The following is a 15,970-nucleotide window of genomic DNA, read 5'->3' as shown; positions in this document are numbered from 1 at the left end:
CCCGTCTTCGAGGATTCAGCGCGCTGGCGCGGAAGGAGGACGCGCGCAACGGCATGAAAGCTGTAGCTGTTGATCGATTTGGTCCGCCGTCAGCCCTGACGCTGCATCGGCTTCCGGTACCGAAGCCCGCCCGCACGATCAGGCAACGAAGCGGACTACGCCGCCGTCGACGCGCAGAGCCGCGCCGGTCGTCGCCGAAGCCTGCTCCGAGCAAGCGTAGACGATCATGTTGGCCACCTCATCGGTGGTCGCAAAACGCTGAATGAGGGTGGTCGGGCGCATCGCCTTCAGGAAGCCTTGCTCGGCTTCCTCCTGCGTGATCCCGTTCGCCTCCGCCTGCTTTGCCATGAAGTCACCCAGTATCTCAGATCGAGTAGGGCCCGGCAGGACGGCATTGACGGTGACGCCCGTGCCCGCGGCCGCCTCGGCAAGCCCGCGCGAGACCGCCAGTTGCGCGGTCTTTGTCATGCCGTAGTCGAGCATCTCCTTCGGGATATTGACCGCGGACTCGCTGCTGACGAACACGACCCGGCCCCAGCCCTTTTTCACCATGCGCGGCAGGTAGTGGCGCGTCATGCGCACGCCGCTCATGACATTCAGCTGGAACAGGCCAAGCCAGTCCTCGTCGGGGATATTCGCAATGTCTTCGATGCCGTTGTAGTCCCGGATATATGCCGTACCTACGTTGTTCACGAGGATATCGGCGTCCGGCACCTGCGCGATGAAAGCCTCGACACCTTCGACGGTGGCCAAGTCTGCTGCAACGCCAGTGATATTGCTCCCGGGAATGGTCTGCCGAATTTGTTGCACCGCCTCGTCGACCCGGGCATTCCCACGGCCGCTGATAACGACTGATGCCCCTGTACGGGCCAAACCTTCCGCAGTGGCACGGCCGATGCCCGCCGTTGACCCGGTGACAATCGCCTTCTTACCTTTGAGGTCTATATTCATTTCAACTATCTCCAATCTTGGCCGGCGCGGCCTTTACCCCGCTCAATGTGCTGAGGCGCTGGGCAGCCCAAGTCCAAGGACCCGCAGGTTAACCTGCCTTGACTTCTACTTTCGCCTCCGCCGCGCCGGCGAGGCGTTCGATCCATTCCTGGTGATAGCGATAGAGCCCACCGGGACGCTTGCGCCCGAGTTCGTCGAGGAACCACGAGCCCTGCTGCGTTTCCTCGGTCAGCACGTGGCAGCCATCATCTGTGGGAGTGATGACCCAGCCATGGTACGCGCTCGAGCCGGTGTCATCACCATCGACGGTCGTTGCCCACGCAAGTCGGCGGAAGGGCTCGCACTCCGTAACAACCAGGCTCATCGGGAATCCGACGGTCACTCGGCTGTATTTGGTCCCGCGCGCCAATTGCCTTTCGCCGCTCAGGATTTTGACCTGGTCTTCGGCAGGAAAGTAGCTCGACCAGTTCTCAGCATCGACCAGCAGCTTCCATACCACTTCTGGGGGCGCTTTCACGTCGATGTCGTTGAGCGCATAGATCGCCGACGTTTTGGGGTCGTACTTCTCGGGCCAAATCACACGGTCGTACACCGATTACTGCTCCTTCTTGAACAAGTCCTGGAAGATGAGCCGGCCCCAGATGCGGCCGCGTGCGTGCACCAGCGCGCCGCCCTCGTTGAGCTTTCCCAGCTTGACGGGTGCGAACCCGAGCTGTTTGGCCAAGGCCGCCACGGGAGCGGTCGCGCCCTCGTCGTCGCTCGACAGGAAGACCACCCGATGACCGCCCTCGACGACCGGATCGGCAGCCAGGGTGGCCGCAATGAGGTGATTGAAGCCTTTCACGAACTTGGCGCCGGTGAACGACTTCGCAACGAAGGCGGAGGACGGGAGGCCGTCCAGCTCTTCAGGTTCAGGAAACGCGTTCATCGCGTCGATGACCGTCTTGCCGTTCCAGCTCGGCAGGGCTTTCGCAACCTCGCGATGCTCCCCGAAAGGAACCGCCAAGATGATTGTGTCGGCCTCGAGTGCTTCCCGCAGCGACTTGGCGACCACCGTGGGTCCAATCGCTCGAGCCTGCGGCGCCAAAGCCTCGGGGGGCCGGCGGCTCGCGACGGCCACGTCGATGTTCTTGCGGGCGAAGGCGCGGGCGAGGGCCTGGCCGATCTTGCCGAAGCCGATAATTGCGTAGCTCATTATATTCTCCTTTGCTTCTTTCGTTGTGGTCAGAGCTTGTAGCCGCCGCTTGCCTCAATCGTCTGGCCGGTCACCCAGTGGCCTTCATCGGAAGCCAAGAACGCCACGACGGCGGCGATTTCCGAAGGCTCGCCAAAGCGGCCCAGCGCGATCTGTGCCTCGACCGCCTTTACGAGTTCGGAATTCTCTCGGAAGGCGGCGTTCGCGTCGGTTCGCGTGTAGCCCGGCGCTACGGCGTTCGCGGTAATTCCGCGTGGCCCCAGCTCGGACGCGAGTGCTTGGGTAAGATTGTTGATGGCCGCTTTGGCCATCGAGTAAATGGGCGCGGCTGTCACGGGCTTCGTCGCGGCAGCGGAAGAGATGTTGATGATGCGCGCGCCATCGGCGAGACGACCCATGGCGGCCTGAACGATGAAGAAGGGCGCGCGGGCATAGACGGCGATCAGGGTGTCCCAACTGTCCGGCGTCGCGTCTTTGAAGCCAATCCAGCCGATATTGCCAGCGTTGTTGACCAGAATATCGAGGGCTTTGCTTCCCTTCCGCTTGGTGAACTCGGCGTCGAGTTTCTCGAACAAGGTCGGGACGGTCGCTGGGTCAACGAGGTCCGCGTGGATTGCGAACGCAGTACCTCCAGCTTTCTCGATGGCCGCGACCGCCTCGTCTGCACCAGATTTGCTGGCGTTGTAGGTCAGCGCGACCGTCGCACCATCTTTTGCAAGACGTTCGGCGATAGCGCGGCCAATGCCCCGCGATGCCCCGGTAACGAGAGCAGTTTTGCCTTTAAGGGAGTGTTCCATTTTATTTTCTTCCGTGGGTGTGCGAATAATGGGATCAGTGGAGTGATCGGCCGTGCGAGGCGGGTCAGAGTTGCGCCAGGCCGCCGTCGACGGCGACCTCGCTGGCGGTCATGAAGCTGCTGTCCGACGACGCGAGAAACGCAGCCACCGCCCCGATCTCCGCCGGATCGGCCATGCGCTGGAGCGGAGTCATCGCGCCGTAGGCCTTCTGGCCTTCCTCGCCTAGCGCCTCCTTCGCGAGTTCGGTCGCAGTCGCCCCGGGCGACAACACATTTACGCGGATGCCTGTGCCCTTCAGGTCCTCCGCCCAGGTCCGCGCGAGGTTGCGCACGGCCGCCTTGCTCGCGCTGTAGGCAGTGAATCCCGGGGCGCCCGTGGTGCCGGCGCTCGATCCGGTCAGGATGATCGAGCCGCCCTGGCCCATCAGCGGCAGCGCCTTCTGAACCGTGAAGATCGTACCCTTCACATTGGTGTCGAAGGTTTCGTCAATGTGCGCGGCGGTGATCTGGCCGAGCGGAAGCGGGCCGCCGGCCCCGGCATTGGCGAAGACGATGTCGAGGCTTCCGCGCTCGGCCTTCACTGACGCGTAGAGCCGGTCGAGGTCGGCCCCATTCGAGACCGAGCCCTTCACCGCGCGGGCACTGGGCCCGAGGTCGGCCACGGTGGCGTCGAGCGCTTCCTGCCGGCGGCCAAAGATGAAGACGAAGGCGCCCTCCTCGATGAAGCGCTTTGCCGCGGCGCGGCCGATGCCGGTGGCGCCGCCGGTGATGACGGCGGTCTTTCCATTCAGTCTGTTCATGTCATGCATCCTTCGTTTCGCCGTCTCGTGTCCTTGGCTGTACGGGGAAGTCCCGCGAGAGCCTTGAGATGGGTTCGCCGAAGTCGGGCGGTGAGTGCGCAATCGCGCACATCGGTGGTGCGAAAACGATCCAGTCAGATGATCGAACGCCGCGACGACCGCGCGAACCACGGCTGAGCGTGTTAGAACGGGCTTTGCAAACCGCACTCCGCGGCAGGAATGCACCATGATCGACTGGGATGACGTTCGCTACTTTCTTGCCGCCGCGCGCGGAGGCTCCGTGCGGGCTGCCGCTGAGCGCCTCGGCGTGAACCACTCGACCGTGCTGCGACGCATCGCCCAGCTCGAGGAGCGCCTCGGGGTGCACATGTTCGAAAAGCTGCCTTCGGGCTACCGCCTGACGGCTGCGGGCGAGGAGGTCCTCGAGTTCGCGGACCAGATGGAAGCGTCGTCGCACCTGCTGGAGACGCGCATCCTTGGGCGCGACCAGAGCGTGCGCGGGCTTCTGCGGGTGACGCTGGCGCCGCCCCTCGCGACACACCTGCTCATGCCGGACTTCGCCGATTTCGCGCGTCTGCATCCGGACATCGAGATGGACATCTTGTCGTCCGGCGAGCTGGCGAATCTGACCAACCGGGAGGCCGACGTCGCAATCCGCGTTGTCTACGACCGCAAAACCCTGCCGCTCAATCTTCACGGCCTGAAGGGGCCGGAGGTGTTCGGCGGCGTCTACATGTCTCGCGATCGACTGGCCGCGTGGCGTGCGGGCGCGCCTGATCCCATCCGGTGGATCGTCATAAGCATTCATGGAATTCCGGATTGGGCGAGCGACGGCGAGGTTCGCACCACCGGGGTTCCATTCAGGACCACGGATGGCGAGGCGCAGATCGTTGCCGTACAGCAAGGGCTCGGGATGACCACGCTGCCGTGCTTCGTTGGAGATGCCGACCCTCTGCTGGTGAGGGTGCCGGGAACCGACCTGCACATGTACGGAACGCTCTGGCTTCTCACGCAGGGAGAGTCCCGCAAGACGAAGCGCGTGCGGCTCTTCACCGAGTTCATATCCCGCAGGCTTGCCGCGCACGCGTCGCTTCTCGCGGGGCTGTCCATATCGCGCGACTGACGCGCGGCAGGTCGCCGGGGACGCTTGCGCATCTGACGGTTCGGGCGACGGGAGGCTTCAAGGCGAAGAACTTTTTGAGCGGCTACGGTCTCTTACGGTTTGACGCTTTTGTCGCCATAGCCGCCCCATGCAGCCGGCGCGCTTGCGGCCTGCGCCGCTTGAGCGGGATTGAGCGCAATACTCCACTTCGCGGCGATGAAGCGTCGGCCGGTTGCGTTATTCGAATCATCCGACGCCAGCCACACAACGGGCGCCGCCATGATTTCGGGCTGAAGCAGGGCCTTTGGGTCCGCAACACCTGCCGCCATTCTCGTTGCAACTGCGCCGCCGGGCGAAAGTACGTTGGCCGTGACGCCCGTCGACTGAAGCGACGTTGCGAGAGCCGCGATGAATGCTTCTCCAGCCGCCTTGGTCATTCCATACGCGACATGACCCGGTTCGAGCATGGCATCGAGGCTGGTGGAGATGAAGATGATCCGACCCCATCTGCGCGCGACCATGTCGGGGGTGACGGATCAAATTGATCGAGGCAAGCGTGTTGATCTCGAACAACTGCCGGAACTGATCCGGTGTGACGTCAAGAGGCCGTTGTACCGGCGGGTTTGGGACGCCCGCATTGCTGACAAGGACATCGACGCGCCCGAATGCGCGCATGGCGGCATCGACCAGGTCAGCCAGCTCTTGTTCATTGCCGAGATCGGCAGTCTTCACGGCGGCGCGCTCGCCCGCTCCGCTCGCGCGTCGTGTCTCGTCGAGCGACTCGATATCGGTCGACGTCAAAAATACGCGATGGCCTGCGCTTAGCAGAGCCATCGTCATGGCGCGCCCAAGGCCGCGTCCTGCACCAGTCACGATAGCTACGCGCTCGCTCATAATTCATGCACCTAATTCATGCGTCGGGTCATGGATTAAGAACGCCTCATCCAACCGAGGGTTTCCGCGGCTCTGTCGCGCCTGGGACTCGCGCTCGTAATCGTGCGGGCGCTGAACACCGAGGCAGATGGATGCTGGTGGTCCTTTTTTCGTCAGCCTGAGACCACCATCGTCATCAGAATTTTTCAACAGATCGTCCGATCGCTATCAATAGTCCCCAAAACCGAGCAGGTTCGAATAGCTAGGCCGTGTTGACGAAGTCGGGGTGGACGATTTTAAGCTTCCTCTCGGACCGGAAACCCCGATGCCATGTTCTCGGCATGGAAGGCCGGCGCGCCGAGAACACAGCAGGGGCAGATCGTTGGAATGGGATGACCTGAAATTCGTGCTGGCTGTTGCCCGCGGCGGCTCGCTCTCAGCCGCGGCGCGGCAATTGAAGACGACACAGCCGACCGTCGGGCGGCGCATCGCCTCGTTTCAGAAACGGATCGGGGCGAGACTGTTTCGCCGGGACGGCGGGTCGCTCGTCCTGACCGACGCCGGATTGTCCATCCTCGAGCGGCTGGAGCGGGTCGAGACGGAGGCGCTGGCGATCGAGCGAACGGTGGCCGGCCGTGACGCAGGTCTGCAAGGTGTCGTTCGCGTGACCGCCGCCGAATGGTTCTGTGCGCGCGTCCTCGCGGCAGCGGCGGCGGAAGTATCAAGCCAACATCCGGCCATCACGCTCGAGCTGATCGGCGAGCCGCGCCAGGCGAACCTCGCCCGTCGCGAGGCCGACATTGCTTTCCGGCTGGTCGAGTTCGAGCAGCAGGATGTCGTGCGACGAAAGCTCGGCCGGGTCGCCTTCGGACTGTACGCCGCGCCCGCCTATCTCGAAGGCCGCGGTGTTCCTGACCCGAGGGATGGCTTCGCAGGGCATTCGGTCATCGCGATGCGGACCGAGATGGGGTGGGTGGCGGACCTGGCCTGGCTCGGCGAGACGGCCCACGCGGCCGATATCGTGCTGCGCACGGACAGCCGAGAGGTGCAGGCCCAAGCGGCCGCGGCCGGCGCAGGACTTGCTTGCCTGCCGCGCCTGGTCGGTGACGAGACCGTCGGCCTCGAACGGGTCCATTTGCCGGTCCCGCGCCGGCACGTCTGGATGGGAAGCCACGGCGATGCGCGTCACAGTCCGCGTGTGCAGGCCGTATCGACGATACTCGCCGCCGAGGTGCGCAAGCGGGCGCGGGATCTCGATCCCGCAGACCCGCCAAACGCAAACGCATGAGCTTCATGCGCGGATCGGCAATTCTCTTTGGCAACTCAATGCGCTTGTCTCGTCCTCATCCGCACCGTCCAACCCCAGGGAGCTGCCCATGATGATCGACTGGACCACCTACCACAGGGAACTGCTTGCCCGCATCGGCGAGCTCGGCAGGCTCAGCCCCGATACGCTGAAGGGCTATAAGACGCTCAGCGCCGCCGGCGAGGCGACGCACAGGCTCTCGCCGAAGATCAGGGAACTGATTGCGCTCGCGGTCGCGGTCACCGCGCGCTGCGATGGCTGCATCGTCGTCCATACGGATGCCGCGCTGAAGCACGGCGCGACGCCCGAGGAAATCTCGGAAGCGCTCGGCGTCGCCGTCGCGCTCAACGCCGGAGCCGCGCTGGTCTATTCGGCGCGGGCGCTCGACGCCTTCGCAGCCAGGCAGTCCAGCAATACCGAGGTGGCCTGACGATGAGCGACCAGCAGCTTCTCGCCGTCACGTATGGGCGTCCGGGCGCCGAGCACCCGTTTCAGCACGTCGTGCGATCCCGCCTGTCGTTCGAGCAAACCATCGAAGCGGTGCGTGGCGAGCTTCTCGGCAACGACCTGTGGATCATCCACGAGATCGATCCGCAGATGCTCCTGAAGCGCGGCGGCTATGCGATCGGGCGCACGCGGCAGATACTGTTCTTCCATCCCCGCTACATGGTGCGCCTCCTCGGCGCCGACCCGTTGGCGCTGCCCGAGGCGCCGCTGAAGGCGGTGGTCGTCGAGGAAGGGCCGGACGTGACGGTGCGTTGGTTCAGGCCGGACGTGCTGTTCGAGAAATACAGAAACGACGGACTGGCGGAGCTGGGGCGGGAGTTCGCGGCGCTGTACGAGCTGATCGCCCGGCGGCTGACGCAATAGCGCGCGGCAGTCGAATCTGCCCGACAGGACACACCGCAAGGACAGCGCGCGCCAACCTCTCTCGGCCGGTGTTTGGCTGCCCGACCGCATGGTGGCGCAGGATGAGCATGCTTCAGTCCCGCTCGCCGCGCTTGGGCGGGCGGTTCCAGTTCAGTGTGCAGGCGGATTTGTCGTCGGTTGATTGGAACAGGTTCGCGCGGATCGGCTGTGCTCGTATCCTGTAATGACGTTGTGGTTGGGCCGGCAATGCTCGAAGAAGATCTTCCGATCGATGCGGTTGTCGAGCGAGCTCGTGAAATGGAAATCAGGAGCGATCGGCCGTTCGATCGCGTCGCGGTCGCCATCGACAAGCGCTTTGTGCGAGCCTAGGCGATCGCAGCCGCAGGGCCCCCGGTTGTGGCGTTGTCGCCCACCGTGCCGCGTCCGCGCCCGAAGAACACGAACACCTCGCGGATGCGGTTGCTGTCGCCGATGAGGAGCTCCGCGTTCTGGAAGCTGTCGCCGCTGATCGGTGTCAGCTCGTAGTGGACGAACACCTCGCCATCCCGTTCCCACAGGCGCTTGATGTCGAACGAGCGGGTGCGCTCGCTGTTCGGCCAGCACTTGGCGAAATAGGTCGCCCGGTCGATACGATCATCGAGCGGGCTCGAGAACCGGAAGTCCGGGGTAAGAAGCGCCTCGATTTCCTCGCGGTCCTTGGTCTCGTAGGCGCGGTAATAGCGGCGGACGGCCTCTGCTAGACTCGACGGTTGGGTCATTGAACATCTCCTCTTGCGAGATCTGGATCCATGGGGTCACGCCCGGCGTAGCGTGCGGAAGCAGCTCCGCATTTCCTCGACGAATAGCGCCGGTTGTTCGAGCGCGGCGAAGTGGCCGCCGCGCGCGATCTCGTTCCAGTAGAAGAGATTGGGGGTACATGCGCTCAGCCCAGCTGCGCGGTGCGCGATAGACTTCATGGGGGAAGATGCTGCATCCGACCGGCAGATCGACCGGACCGGCGTTGTTTCTCGGTGCCAGTGCGCGCTGCTCAAAATAGAGCCGGGCCGATGATGCCGCGGTGTTGGTCAGCCAGTAGAGGCTGATCTGGTCCAGCATCTCATCGCGCGTCAACGCTTCTTCCGGGTCATCCTTGTTGTCGGTGACGGCACGGAAGATGTCGAAGAGCCAGGCCGCCCATCCGACCGGCGAGTCCGCGAGCGCATAGCCGATGGTCTGAGGTCGCGTCGATTGCATCGCGAAGTAGCCGAAGCCCTCGCTTTGAAAGCGCGACATGGCGTCGATGGCGCGGCGCTCCTCCGCGGAGAGCACGGCTGGGATCTGGTCGGGGATTACTTGCGGAAAATTGAGATGGATGCCGACGAGGCCCGGTGCGCGCTGCTGGGCCATGGCCGTCGTGACGAACGCGCCCCAGTCACCGCCTTGAGCGCCGTACCGGCGGTAGCCCAGCCTCGACATGAGCGTTGCCCAGCTGCGTGCGATGCGCTGGGCATTCCAGCCGGGCGCGGCCGGCTTGTCCGAGAAGGCGAATCCAGGAAGCGACGGGATGACGAGATCGAACGCGTCGCCCGCCTCGCCGCCGTTGACGACGGGGTCGGTCAGCGGTCCGATCACCTTCAGGAAATCCAGCACCGAGCTCGGCCAGCCGTGCGTGATGATCAGCGGCAGCGCGCCCGGATGCGGCGACCGAACATGCAGGAAGTGGATGGCCAGGCCGTCTATCTCCACGCGGTATTGATCGAAGCGGTCGAGCCGTGCTTCGCAGCGCCGCCAGTCATAGCCGCTGTGCCAGTAATCGATCCAGGATCGCAGCCGCGCTTCGGGCACACCCTGCGTCCAGCCTGAGACTGTCTCCTGCTCCGGCCAGCGCGCTCGCGCGAGCCGGCTTCGAAGATTATCAAGCGCCGCCTGCGGCGCGCGGAAGCGGAAGGGCTCAAGGACCGGCGGCTCCGCTAGAGCCCGCAAGGGGTTGGCCGCTGCCGCCGTCGCCATGGCTGCCATGAAGAAGCGCCTGGACATGGCGCGTGATTGGAGGTGCTGTTGAGGCTTGGCGAACGGCTCCATCTCGTCCTCCATAGGCGTGCTGATTGCATTTCGGAATCGGTTGAGGAATAACAGGTCCGATAGCAAAATGCAACTGCTCTTGAAATGGAAGCGATGCGATATGGGAGGATTTAAAATCGGGCTGCCCGATCATCGAGGTGGTTGGCGACCGAGGGAGCCTGCTGCTGACGCGCCTGTAGGACGTCCGTCTCGTCTCCGTGTTCGCGTCGCATCTCGATCTTTTTGGATAAGGGCCGGCTTAGGACGGGAACATTCGGGCCAGGGCCCAAGCGGAGCCATAGAGTCCGATGCCAAACACGGCGTGAGTGGCAAGGCTGCGCAGGCGCGCCGCATTCGGACTGGGTGTTCTTGACGCGGCAACTCCGAGCCCCATGCCTGGCTGCATGAGGAAGAATGGTGCGATAACCGTAGCAACGCCGACCGCGAGGGCTGGGCCAAGGGAGGGCTGACGAGCCCACTCCACCCCGAACACCGCGATGACCACTGCGGCGAACATAATTCCAATCGCGTAGTGCGCGACCCATCCAATAACCTGCTCGCCGGCTAGGGGAGGCGCAGCGGTGATGCTGGCGTGGATGAACCGGCCGGAGCACATGTGCCCAAGCCATCGACCGACCATTGCGTAATTGAGCGTGGGGACGCCAAAGCCTCGCTTAAGAAGCGCGCCCCACAGATCCATCAGCAGCGTGGCACCAATCCTCACAAGAGCCGCACGGACAATGATTTCGTAGGTCACGAGGTGCATGCTCCTCCCCTTCGGACGCGCAGAGCCAGCAAACCGCCGACAATGTAGGTCGCCGCCGCGACACCGAACGCGAATGCATAACCCTGCACGGCGTCGCTGCGCGTTGCCGCGACAGCCATCAGAAACGCGAAACCCACAGTGGGGCCGAGTTCCATGGCGGTGTTCATCACCCCGCCGGCGAGACCCATCTGATCTGGCGGGACGTTCTCTGTCGACATGACTGCAGCGCCGGAAAAGATCAGCGACATCCCGATTGCAAGCAGAACCTGGGCCGGTAGCAAGACAGAGGCATATGCCGTCTCGCGATCGAGCGCAGCAAGCCAACCAAACGCGCACGCGCCGATCAGGAAGCCCGCGACCGCAGTGGCCTTCGCCCCGAACTTGCCCACAATGGAAGCGGCTAGGAAATTGGTCGCGATGAGAGCTGCGGCGAATGGCAAGAACGAAGCTGCCGTCGCGAATGCCGTCCAACCGCGGTTCTCTTGCAGATAGATGAGGAGCCCGAACTCGATAAGCAGGGATCCCGCTGCCGCGAGCAACATTCCGCCGAGACCGACGAGGCGCACGGCGTCCTTGAGAAAGATGGGCGGGAGCAACGGACTGCGTACATTGCGCTCCGTTACGAAGAAGAGAAGGATAAGAACACTTCCGGCGGCCAGCGGCCCCCACACGTCGCGGGAGTTCCAACTCATTCCAAGACTGGCAATCAATCCATAGCTTGTGAGGGCTATGCCCGCCGTCCCGAGCAGCGCTCCCAGAGGATCAAGACCGGGCCGCTTTGCCTTTTCGGCTGTCGCGCTCGCTGGCAGCATAAACGCGCTGACCGCGAGCCCCAGCAGCGCCGCAGCAATAGGCACGCTGAACATCCAACGCCAGCTGATGAAGCTTGTTATCATTCCGGAGGAAATGAACCCCAAAATCGCGCCTAGCACCGACACGCCGCCCCATATGGCCATGGCGCGCCCGAAGGCGGCCACGTCAGGAAAAAGCGATCGAACCAGCCCGAGTGCGGCCGGGGCGATGATCGCGCCTCCCACGCCCTGTAGAAAGCGCATGGCGATGAGCACCTCGAAACGGGGCGCCAGCGCAGCCGCGAGCGATGCGGCTCCGAACAATATCAGACCGAGCGTGAACATGCGCCGCGCTGCCAACAGATCTGTAAGCCGGCCACCGAACAGGAGCAGTCCGCTGAACGGCAAGCCATATGCGACTTGCAGCAGGAGAATTTGGGATTCCGACAACGCAAATTCGGCGGCGATCTTCGGCAGCGGAATCATGATGAGCGCAATCGTGAAGATCAGCGTCGCCTGGACGGTGGCAAGAACCGCAAAAGCCACCCGACTCTTCGATGCGGGCCCGACGTGGGCATTCGTGGTCGCTGTCGACTGGGACATGGCATTCTCCGGCGGCGCGCCCGGCCTGCAAAGCAAGGCAGCCGTTCTTATCAACTATTCAAGTGAATTATTGAATAGTTGCCGAGCCTCGTCAAGCCCCTCAGGCCGTTTGCGTCAGATTGCTGCGTTGTCGAGAAACAAGCGGAACGGCCGGAGCCCAAGCCGGGCGGCCTCAATCGAACTGGCCATGTAGGCTTTCAACAGGATTGCGGAGGCCGGCCAATCAGTCGGCCACCTCGACGGCGAGGCCTGCCGCCCTCCAATCTGGAAAGCCGGCATCAAGCCGCCGCACGCGAAAACCCTTGGCTTTCAGAAATGAGGCGGCCTCTGACGAAAGTACGCAGTAAGGACCCCGACAATATGCAACGATCTCCTTGCGGCGGGGCAACTCGGAGAGCCGCTCTTTCAACTGATCGACAGGAATGTTGAGGGAACCGGGAAGATGACCGAGCGTGTATTCCTCGTGCGGCCGCACATCGAGCAGAGTTACCGCTCCTTCAGCAAGCCGCTCAAGCAATTCCTCGCGAGAGATCGAGTCCGATTTACCGTCGGCATTCTCGGGATCGGCCGCGAGTTGCCAAATCTCCCGCCGTTGATAGTGGGCATACGCCCGTAAGCCAGCCAGCACAGCTTCAAGAGGACCGTCTCCCAGTCGATAGAGCACATGGTTGCCGTCTCGGCGCGTCTGGACGAGCCCTGCTCTGCGCAAACTTTGAAGGTGCTGCGAGGCATTGGCTATCGAGAGACCGGCGAGCTCAGCCAACCGCTCGACGGAGCGCTCGCCCTGGGCAATATGCTCGAGCAAGACCAGCCGGTGCGCATGCCCGAGAACCCGCGCAAGGTCGGCCAAATCCGAAAATCGCTCCTGCCGCAACTTGCCTTTAATCATTGATCGGCTCACAAGATCAACTGATCAATTAATGCCTTGAATGGAAACTGGAATCAAGCCTTCCCGCGTGCGAGATGAAGATAGTGCCGTCCTTCCGAACCAGCTTCGCGGTCGCCATAGGCCAGGCCCTGATCCAGGCGCTCCCCGGCCGGCAAAAGTTGACCGGATGTACGGACGTGACGGTCGTTCGAAGCCGAGCGTGGTGATTCGCGACCTGTGGGCGGAGAAAATCGACTGATCGTATCGATAGTTGCTGAAACCGAGCAAACCGCAGATCGTCCAAATTCGTGTTTGAAATCAAGAGCGTGATTTTCTGACGGATCGGCGCGCCGGTTCCTTCGGGCGCGGAAAAATTTGCACGGTGAGATCAACGCGCTACCGTATCAGGCAACGGCCTCGCTGGCGCCACGCACGAAAACGGAGCTGTCGGTGACCCAACCGCAACTTGTCGAATGGGATGCAAGATGATGAGATCCAAGCGCGGAAACACGAAGTCGGCGATCAAGCCGAACAGGGAACCCAAGCTCTCGCGTAGCCATGCGCCCGCCGATCTGTCGCCTGTGGACTGGCAGCGCGGCTTGCGCCGCCAGTTCGGCCGCGAGCAAGCCTTCGGGCTCGAGAATCTGACCAGCGAACCGTTTTTCTCTGAGTTTCGGGTCAGCAATCCCGCCTCGAAATCGAGCTACCGCGTGGCGATCCGGGGCATGGGACCCGGTGGCAATTTCTGCTCATGTCCCGACTATGGGACGAGCGAGCTCGGCACCTGCAAGCACATCGAGTTTACCCTCGCCAAGCTGGAGAAGAAGCGCGGCGCCAAGGCCGCGTTTGCTCGCGGCTATCAGCCGGCGTTTTCCGAGCTGTATCTTCGCAACGACGGCAGGCGCCGTCTCCATTTCCGCGCCGGAACGGACAGCCCACCAGCGTTGCGCGAGGCGGCCGCGGCATTGTTCGACGCCGAACATGACGGAATGCTGCCGGACGACCGCCTGGGCAAGCTCGAGTCTTTCATGGCCATGGCATCGAAGTCGGGCCACGAGTTCCGCGCCTATGACGATGCGCTCGATTTCATCGCGGGAAGGCGCGATGCGGAGCGCCGCGCCGCTAAGCTCAACGAACTGTTTCCGCTTGGGGCCGCCGACCCCGAGGTCGGAAAGCATCTCACGGTGCCGCTCTATCCCTATCAGGCCGAAGGCGCCTTGTTCGCCGTGCGGGCGGGCCGGGCGCTGATCGGCGACGACATGGGGCTGGGCAAGACCATCCAGGCGATTGCAGCGGCGGAAATATTGGCCCGGCATTTCGGCGTCACAAAAGTGCTCGTGATCTGTCCGACCTCGCTCAAATACCAGTGGCAGAGCGAGATTCTGCGTTTCTCCGGCAGGAAAGGCGAGAACGCGGCGCGAGTCATCAATGGCGGGCGGGCGCAGCGCCAGAACGACTATCGTTTGGACGATTTCTGCAAGATCACGAATTACGAGAAGCTCAAGCCCGACCTTGATCTGATCGCCGACTGGGCGCCCGATCTCGTGATCGTCGACGAGGCGCAACGGGTGAAGAACTGGAACACCATTGCTGCACGGGCCTTGAAGCGCATCGACAGTCCCTATGCGATCGTGCTGAGCGGGACGCCCTTGGAGAACAAGCTCGAAGAGCTGATCTCGATCGTTCAGTTCGTCGATCAGCACCGGCTGGGGCCGACCTGGAAGCTGCTGCACGAGCACCAGGTCAAGGACGAAGGCGGTCGCGTGACCGGCTACACCGGGCTTGAGAAGATTGGTCAGACACTGGCGCCGATCATGATCCGCCGCCGTAAATCCGAGGTGCTGAAGCAATTGCCGCATCGTCTCGACCAGAATCTTCTGGTGCCGATGACGGAGATGCAGATGCTCCATCACCAGGAAAACGCCGACGTGGTGGCGAAAATCGTGCAGCGCTGGCGGAGGACGCGATTCTTGTCGGACAAGGATCAGCGGCGGCTGACCTGCGCGCTGCAGAATATGCGCATGTCGTGCAACAGCACCTATCTCCTGGACCAGGAGACAGACCATGGCGTCAAGGCCGATGAGTTGGCGGCCCTGTTCGACGATCTGTTCGCCGAGCCGAAAGCCAAGGCGGTGGTGTTCTCGCAATGGACGCGGACCCACGACATCGTCATCCGGCGTCTCGAAGCGCGCGGCTTGGGCTATGTCAGCTTCCACGGCGGCGTGCCGTCGGACAAGCGGCCAGCGCTGGTCGAGCGATTTCGTCACGACCCCGCCTGTCGCGTGTTCCTGTCCACCGATGCCGGCAGCACGGGCCTCAATCTGCAGCATGCCTCGACTCTCGTGAACATGGACCTGCCGTGGAACCCGGCCGTACTCGAGCAGCGCATCGCACGCATCCATCGCATGGGTCAGACACGGCCGGTGCGGGTCATCAATTTCGTCGCTAAGGGCACCATCGAGGAGGGGATGCTGTCGGTGCTGGCGTTCAAGCGCTCGCTGTCGGCTGGAATTCTCGACGGTGGCAGCGGCGAGATTTCGCTGGGCGGCTCGCGTCTCAATCGCTTCATGAAGGAGGTGGAGAACGTCACCGGGAGCATGGGTGAAAGCGAGGCCGTGACGCCGGCGGAAGAGGTCGGAAACAGCATTGCCGCTGCCGACAACACAGGACCTGCGGTAGACTCGAAGGCGGATTCGGATATCGATGCCGGCGATGTTGCGCATGCGAACGGGCCTATGGTGCCGCGGGGCGATCCCGGTTCCGATCCGTGGCTAGCCTTGGCGCAGGTGGGTGCGCAATTCGTTGCCGCTCTGGCGGCCGCCAACGATCCCAAGGCTCCGGCGCATCCATGGATCGAACGCGATTCGGCAACCGGCGTGCGGAGCCTGAAAATGCCGCTGCCGCCGCCGGAGACCGCGCGGCAACTCGCCGATGCGCTGTCCTCCTTCGCCGACAGCCTGCGGGGCAGGACTGCGTAGCCGGCGGCCGAGATCGCCGCCAAGGCAATCA

15 protein-coding genes and 3 pseudogenes are annotated in these 15,970 nt (G+C 63.3%); 6 read left to right on the top strand and 12 right to left on the bottom strand.

What is annotated here, in order from left to right; all coding sequences use genetic code 11:
- Nucleotides 1–138: 138 nt before the first annotated feature.
- From FJ419_RS18680 to FJ419_RS18660, 5 genes are all read right to left on the bottom strand, one after another.
- A complete protein-coding gene (locus FJ419_RS18680; protein WP_140696525.1) occupies nucleotides 139–951 on the bottom strand; it encodes an SDR family oxidoreductase in 813 nt (270 codons plus the stop codon).
- A gap of 88 nt (nucleotides 952–1,039) precedes the next feature.
- Nucleotides 1,040–1,543 (bottom strand): SRPBCC domain-containing protein, encoded by a 504-nt coding sequence (locus tag FJ419_RS18675; protein WP_140696522.1) that lies wholly within the window; start codon nucleotides 1,541–1,543, stop codon nucleotides 1,040–1,042.
- Between the two features lie 3 nt (nucleotides 1,544–1,546).
- Nucleotides 1,547–2,146 (bottom strand): NAD(P)-binding domain-containing protein, encoded by a 600-nt coding sequence (locus tag FJ419_RS18670; protein ID WP_140696520.1) that lies wholly within the window; start codon nucleotides 2,144–2,146, stop codon nucleotides 1,547–1,549.
- Nucleotides 2,147–2,175: 29 nt separating this feature from the next.
- Nucleotides 2,176–2,943: an SDR family oxidoreductase gene (locus tag FJ419_RS18665; protein ID WP_140696517.1), complete on the bottom strand. Its 768-nt coding sequence runs from the start codon at nucleotides 2,941–2,943 to the stop codon at nucleotides 2,176–2,178.
- Nucleotides 2,944–3,007: 64 nt separating this feature from the next.
- Nucleotides 3,008–3,742, bottom strand: coding sequence for an SDR family oxidoreductase (locus FJ419_RS18660; protein ID WP_140696514.1), 735 nt, complete (start codon nucleotides 3,740–3,742; stop codon nucleotides 3,008–3,010).
- Nucleotides 3,743–3,968: 226 nt separating this feature from the next.
- Here FJ419_RS18660 and FJ419_RS18655 point away from each other — a divergent pair, with 226 nt between their 5' ends.
- On the top strand, nucleotides 3,969–4,865 hold the full coding sequence (locus FJ419_RS18655; RefSeq protein ID WP_140696511.1) for a LysR family transcriptional regulator: 897 nt from the start codon (nucleotides 3,969–3,971) through the stop codon (nucleotides 4,863–4,865).
- 92 nt (nucleotides 4,866–4,957) lie between these two features.
- Here the strand turns inward: FJ419_RS18655 and FJ419_RS18650 are convergent.
- Nucleotides 4,958–5,678, bottom strand: a pseudogene (locus tag FJ419_RS18650) (SDR family oxidoreductase).
- Between the two features lie 421 nt (nucleotides 5,679–6,099).
- Here FJ419_RS18650 and FJ419_RS18645 point away from each other — a divergent pair.
- The 3 genes from FJ419_RS18645 (at nucleotide 6,100) to FJ419_RS18635 (ending at nucleotide 7,893) form a co-directional block, all read left to right on the top strand.
- Nucleotides 6,100–7,005, top strand: coding sequence for a LysR family transcriptional regulator (locus FJ419_RS18645; protein ID WP_181170748.1), 906 nt, complete (start codon nucleotides 6,100–6,102; stop codon nucleotides 7,003–7,005).
- Nucleotides 7,006–7,096: 91 nt separating this feature from the next.
- The gene (locus FJ419_RS18640) at nucleotides 7,097–7,453 is read left to right on the top strand and encodes a carboxymuconolactone decarboxylase family protein (RefSeq protein WP_140696783.1); all 357 of its coding nucleotides are present in this window, start codon (nucleotides 7,097–7,099) and stop codon (nucleotides 7,451–7,453) included.
- Nucleotides 7,454–7,455: 2 nt separating this feature from the next.
- Nucleotides 7,456–7,893, top strand: coding sequence for a DUF302 domain-containing protein (locus tag FJ419_RS18635; RefSeq protein WP_140542248.1), 438 nt, complete (start codon nucleotides 7,456–7,458; stop codon nucleotides 7,891–7,893).
- 112 nt (nucleotides 7,894–8,005) lie between these two features.
- Here FJ419_RS18635 and FJ419_RS31200 read toward each other — a convergent pair.
- Nucleotides 8,006–8,101: pseudogene (locus tag FJ419_RS31200) on the bottom strand (DUF736 domain-containing protein); the annotation flags it as partial.
- A gap of 38 nt (nucleotides 8,102–8,139) precedes the next feature.
- On the opposite strand from FJ419_RS31200, the gene FJ419_RS31450 reads away from it, so the two are divergent.
- Nucleotides 8,140–8,262, top strand: a complete 123-nt coding sequence (locus FJ419_RS31450) for a hypothetical protein (protein WP_281405826.1) — start codon at nucleotides 8,140–8,142, stop codon at nucleotides 8,260–8,262.
- On the opposite strand, the gene FJ419_RS18620 is transcribed toward FJ419_RS31450, so the two are convergent.
- The 5 genes and pseudogenes from FJ419_RS18620 to FJ419_RS18600 form a co-directional block, all read right to left on the bottom strand.
- On the bottom strand, nucleotides 8,259–8,651 hold the full coding sequence (locus FJ419_RS18620) for a nuclear transport factor 2 family protein (RefSeq protein ID WP_140696502.1): 393 nt from the start codon (nucleotides 8,649–8,651) through the stop codon (nucleotides 8,259–8,261). The genes FJ419_RS31450 and FJ419_RS18620 overlap by 4 nt on opposite strands.
- 667 nt (nucleotides 8,652–9,318) lie before the next feature.
- Nucleotides 9,319–9,882: pseudogene (locus FJ419_RS31580) on the bottom strand (epoxide hydrolase N-terminal domain-containing protein); the annotation flags it as partial.
- A gap of 310 nt (nucleotides 9,883–10,192) precedes the next feature.
- Complete coding sequence (locus FJ419_RS18610; RefSeq protein ID WP_246679244.1) at nucleotides 10,193–10,690, bottom strand: DUF2938 domain-containing protein; 498 nt, start codon at nucleotides 10,688–10,690, stop codon at nucleotides 10,193–10,195.
- The gene (locus tag FJ419_RS18605) at nucleotides 10,687–12,093 is read right to left on the bottom strand and encodes an MFS transporter (RefSeq protein ID WP_140696496.1); all 1,407 of its coding nucleotides are present in this window, start codon (nucleotides 12,091–12,093) and stop codon (nucleotides 10,687–10,689) included. Before FJ419_RS18605 ends, FJ419_RS18610 begins: the two co-directional genes overlap by 4 nt.
- 223 nt (nucleotides 12,094–12,316) lie before the next feature.
- Nucleotides 12,317–12,982: a metalloregulator ArsR/SmtB family transcription factor gene (locus FJ419_RS18600; protein WP_140696493.1), complete on the bottom strand. Its 666-nt coding sequence runs from the start codon at nucleotides 12,980–12,982 to the stop codon at nucleotides 12,317–12,319.
- Nucleotides 12,983–13,446: 464 nt separating this feature from the next.
- On the opposite strand from FJ419_RS18600, the gene FJ419_RS18595 reads away from it, so the two are divergent.
- Nucleotides 13,447–15,939, top strand: coding sequence for a DEAD/DEAH box helicase (locus FJ419_RS18595; RefSeq protein ID WP_246679243.1), 2,493 nt, complete (start codon nucleotides 13,447–13,449; stop codon nucleotides 15,937–15,939).
- The last annotated feature ends 31 nt before the right edge of the window (nucleotides 15,940–15,970 follow it).

This window comes from Mesorhizobium sp. B2-6-2, assembly GCF_006440615.1.
Lineage (GTDB): Bacteria > Pseudomonadota > Alphaproteobacteria > Rhizobiales > Rhizobiaceae > Mesorhizobium.
Note: the sequence above shows the minus strand (reverse complement) of the source record. Positions and strands in the feature narration are given on the sequence as shown.

What these genes read in the sequence shown, in the direction of transcription:
- FJ419_RS18670 (WP_140696520.1), bottom strand. Translation starts at nt 2,146, where the DNA reads ATGAGCTACGCAATTATCGGCTTCGGCAAGATCGGCCAGGCCCTCGCC.
- FJ419_RS18620 (WP_140696502.1), bottom strand. Translation starts at nt 8,651, where the DNA reads ATGACCCAACCGTCGAGTCTAGCAGAGGCCGTCCGCCGCTATTACCGC.
- FJ419_RS18655 (WP_140696511.1), top strand. Translation starts at nt 3,969, where the DNA reads ATGATCGACTGGGATGACGTTCGCTACTTTCTTGCCGCCGCGCGCGGA.
- FJ419_RS31450 (WP_281405826.1), top strand. Translation starts at nt 8,140, where the DNA reads ATGCTCGAAGAAGATCTTCCGATCGATGCGGTTGTCGAGCGAGCTCGT.
- FJ419_RS18665 (WP_140696517.1), bottom strand. Translation starts at nt 2,943, where the DNA reads ATGGAACACTCCCTTAAAGGCAAAACTGCTCTCGTTACCGGGGCATCG.
- FJ419_RS18600 (WP_140696493.1), bottom strand. Translation starts at nt 12,982, where the DNA reads ATGATTAAAGGCAAGTTGCGGCAGGAGCGATTTTCGGATTTGGCCGAC.
- FJ419_RS18680 (WP_140696525.1), bottom strand. Translation starts at nt 951, where the DNA reads ATGAATATAGACCTCAAAGGTAAGAAGGCGATTGTCACCGGGTCAACG.
- FJ419_RS18595 (WP_246679243.1), top strand. Translation starts at nt 13,447, where the DNA reads ATGATGAGATCCAAGCGCGGAAACACGAAGTCGGCGATCAAGCCGAAC.
- FJ419_RS18660 (WP_140696514.1), bottom strand. Translation starts at nt 3,742, where the DNA reads ATGAACAGACTGAATGGAAAGACCGCCGTCATCACCGGCGGCGCCACC.
- FJ419_RS18640 (WP_140696783.1), top strand. Translation starts at nt 7,097, where the DNA reads ATGATCGACTGGACCACCTACCACAGGGAACTGCTTGCCCGCATCGGC.
- FJ419_RS18605 (WP_140696496.1), bottom strand. Translation starts at nt 12,093, where the DNA reads ATGTCCCAGTCGACAGCGACCACGAATGCCCACGTCGGGCCCGCATCG.
- FJ419_RS18635 (WP_140542248.1), top strand. Translation starts at nt 7,456, where the DNA reads ATGAGCGACCAGCAGCTTCTCGCCGTCACGTATGGGCGTCCGGGCGCC.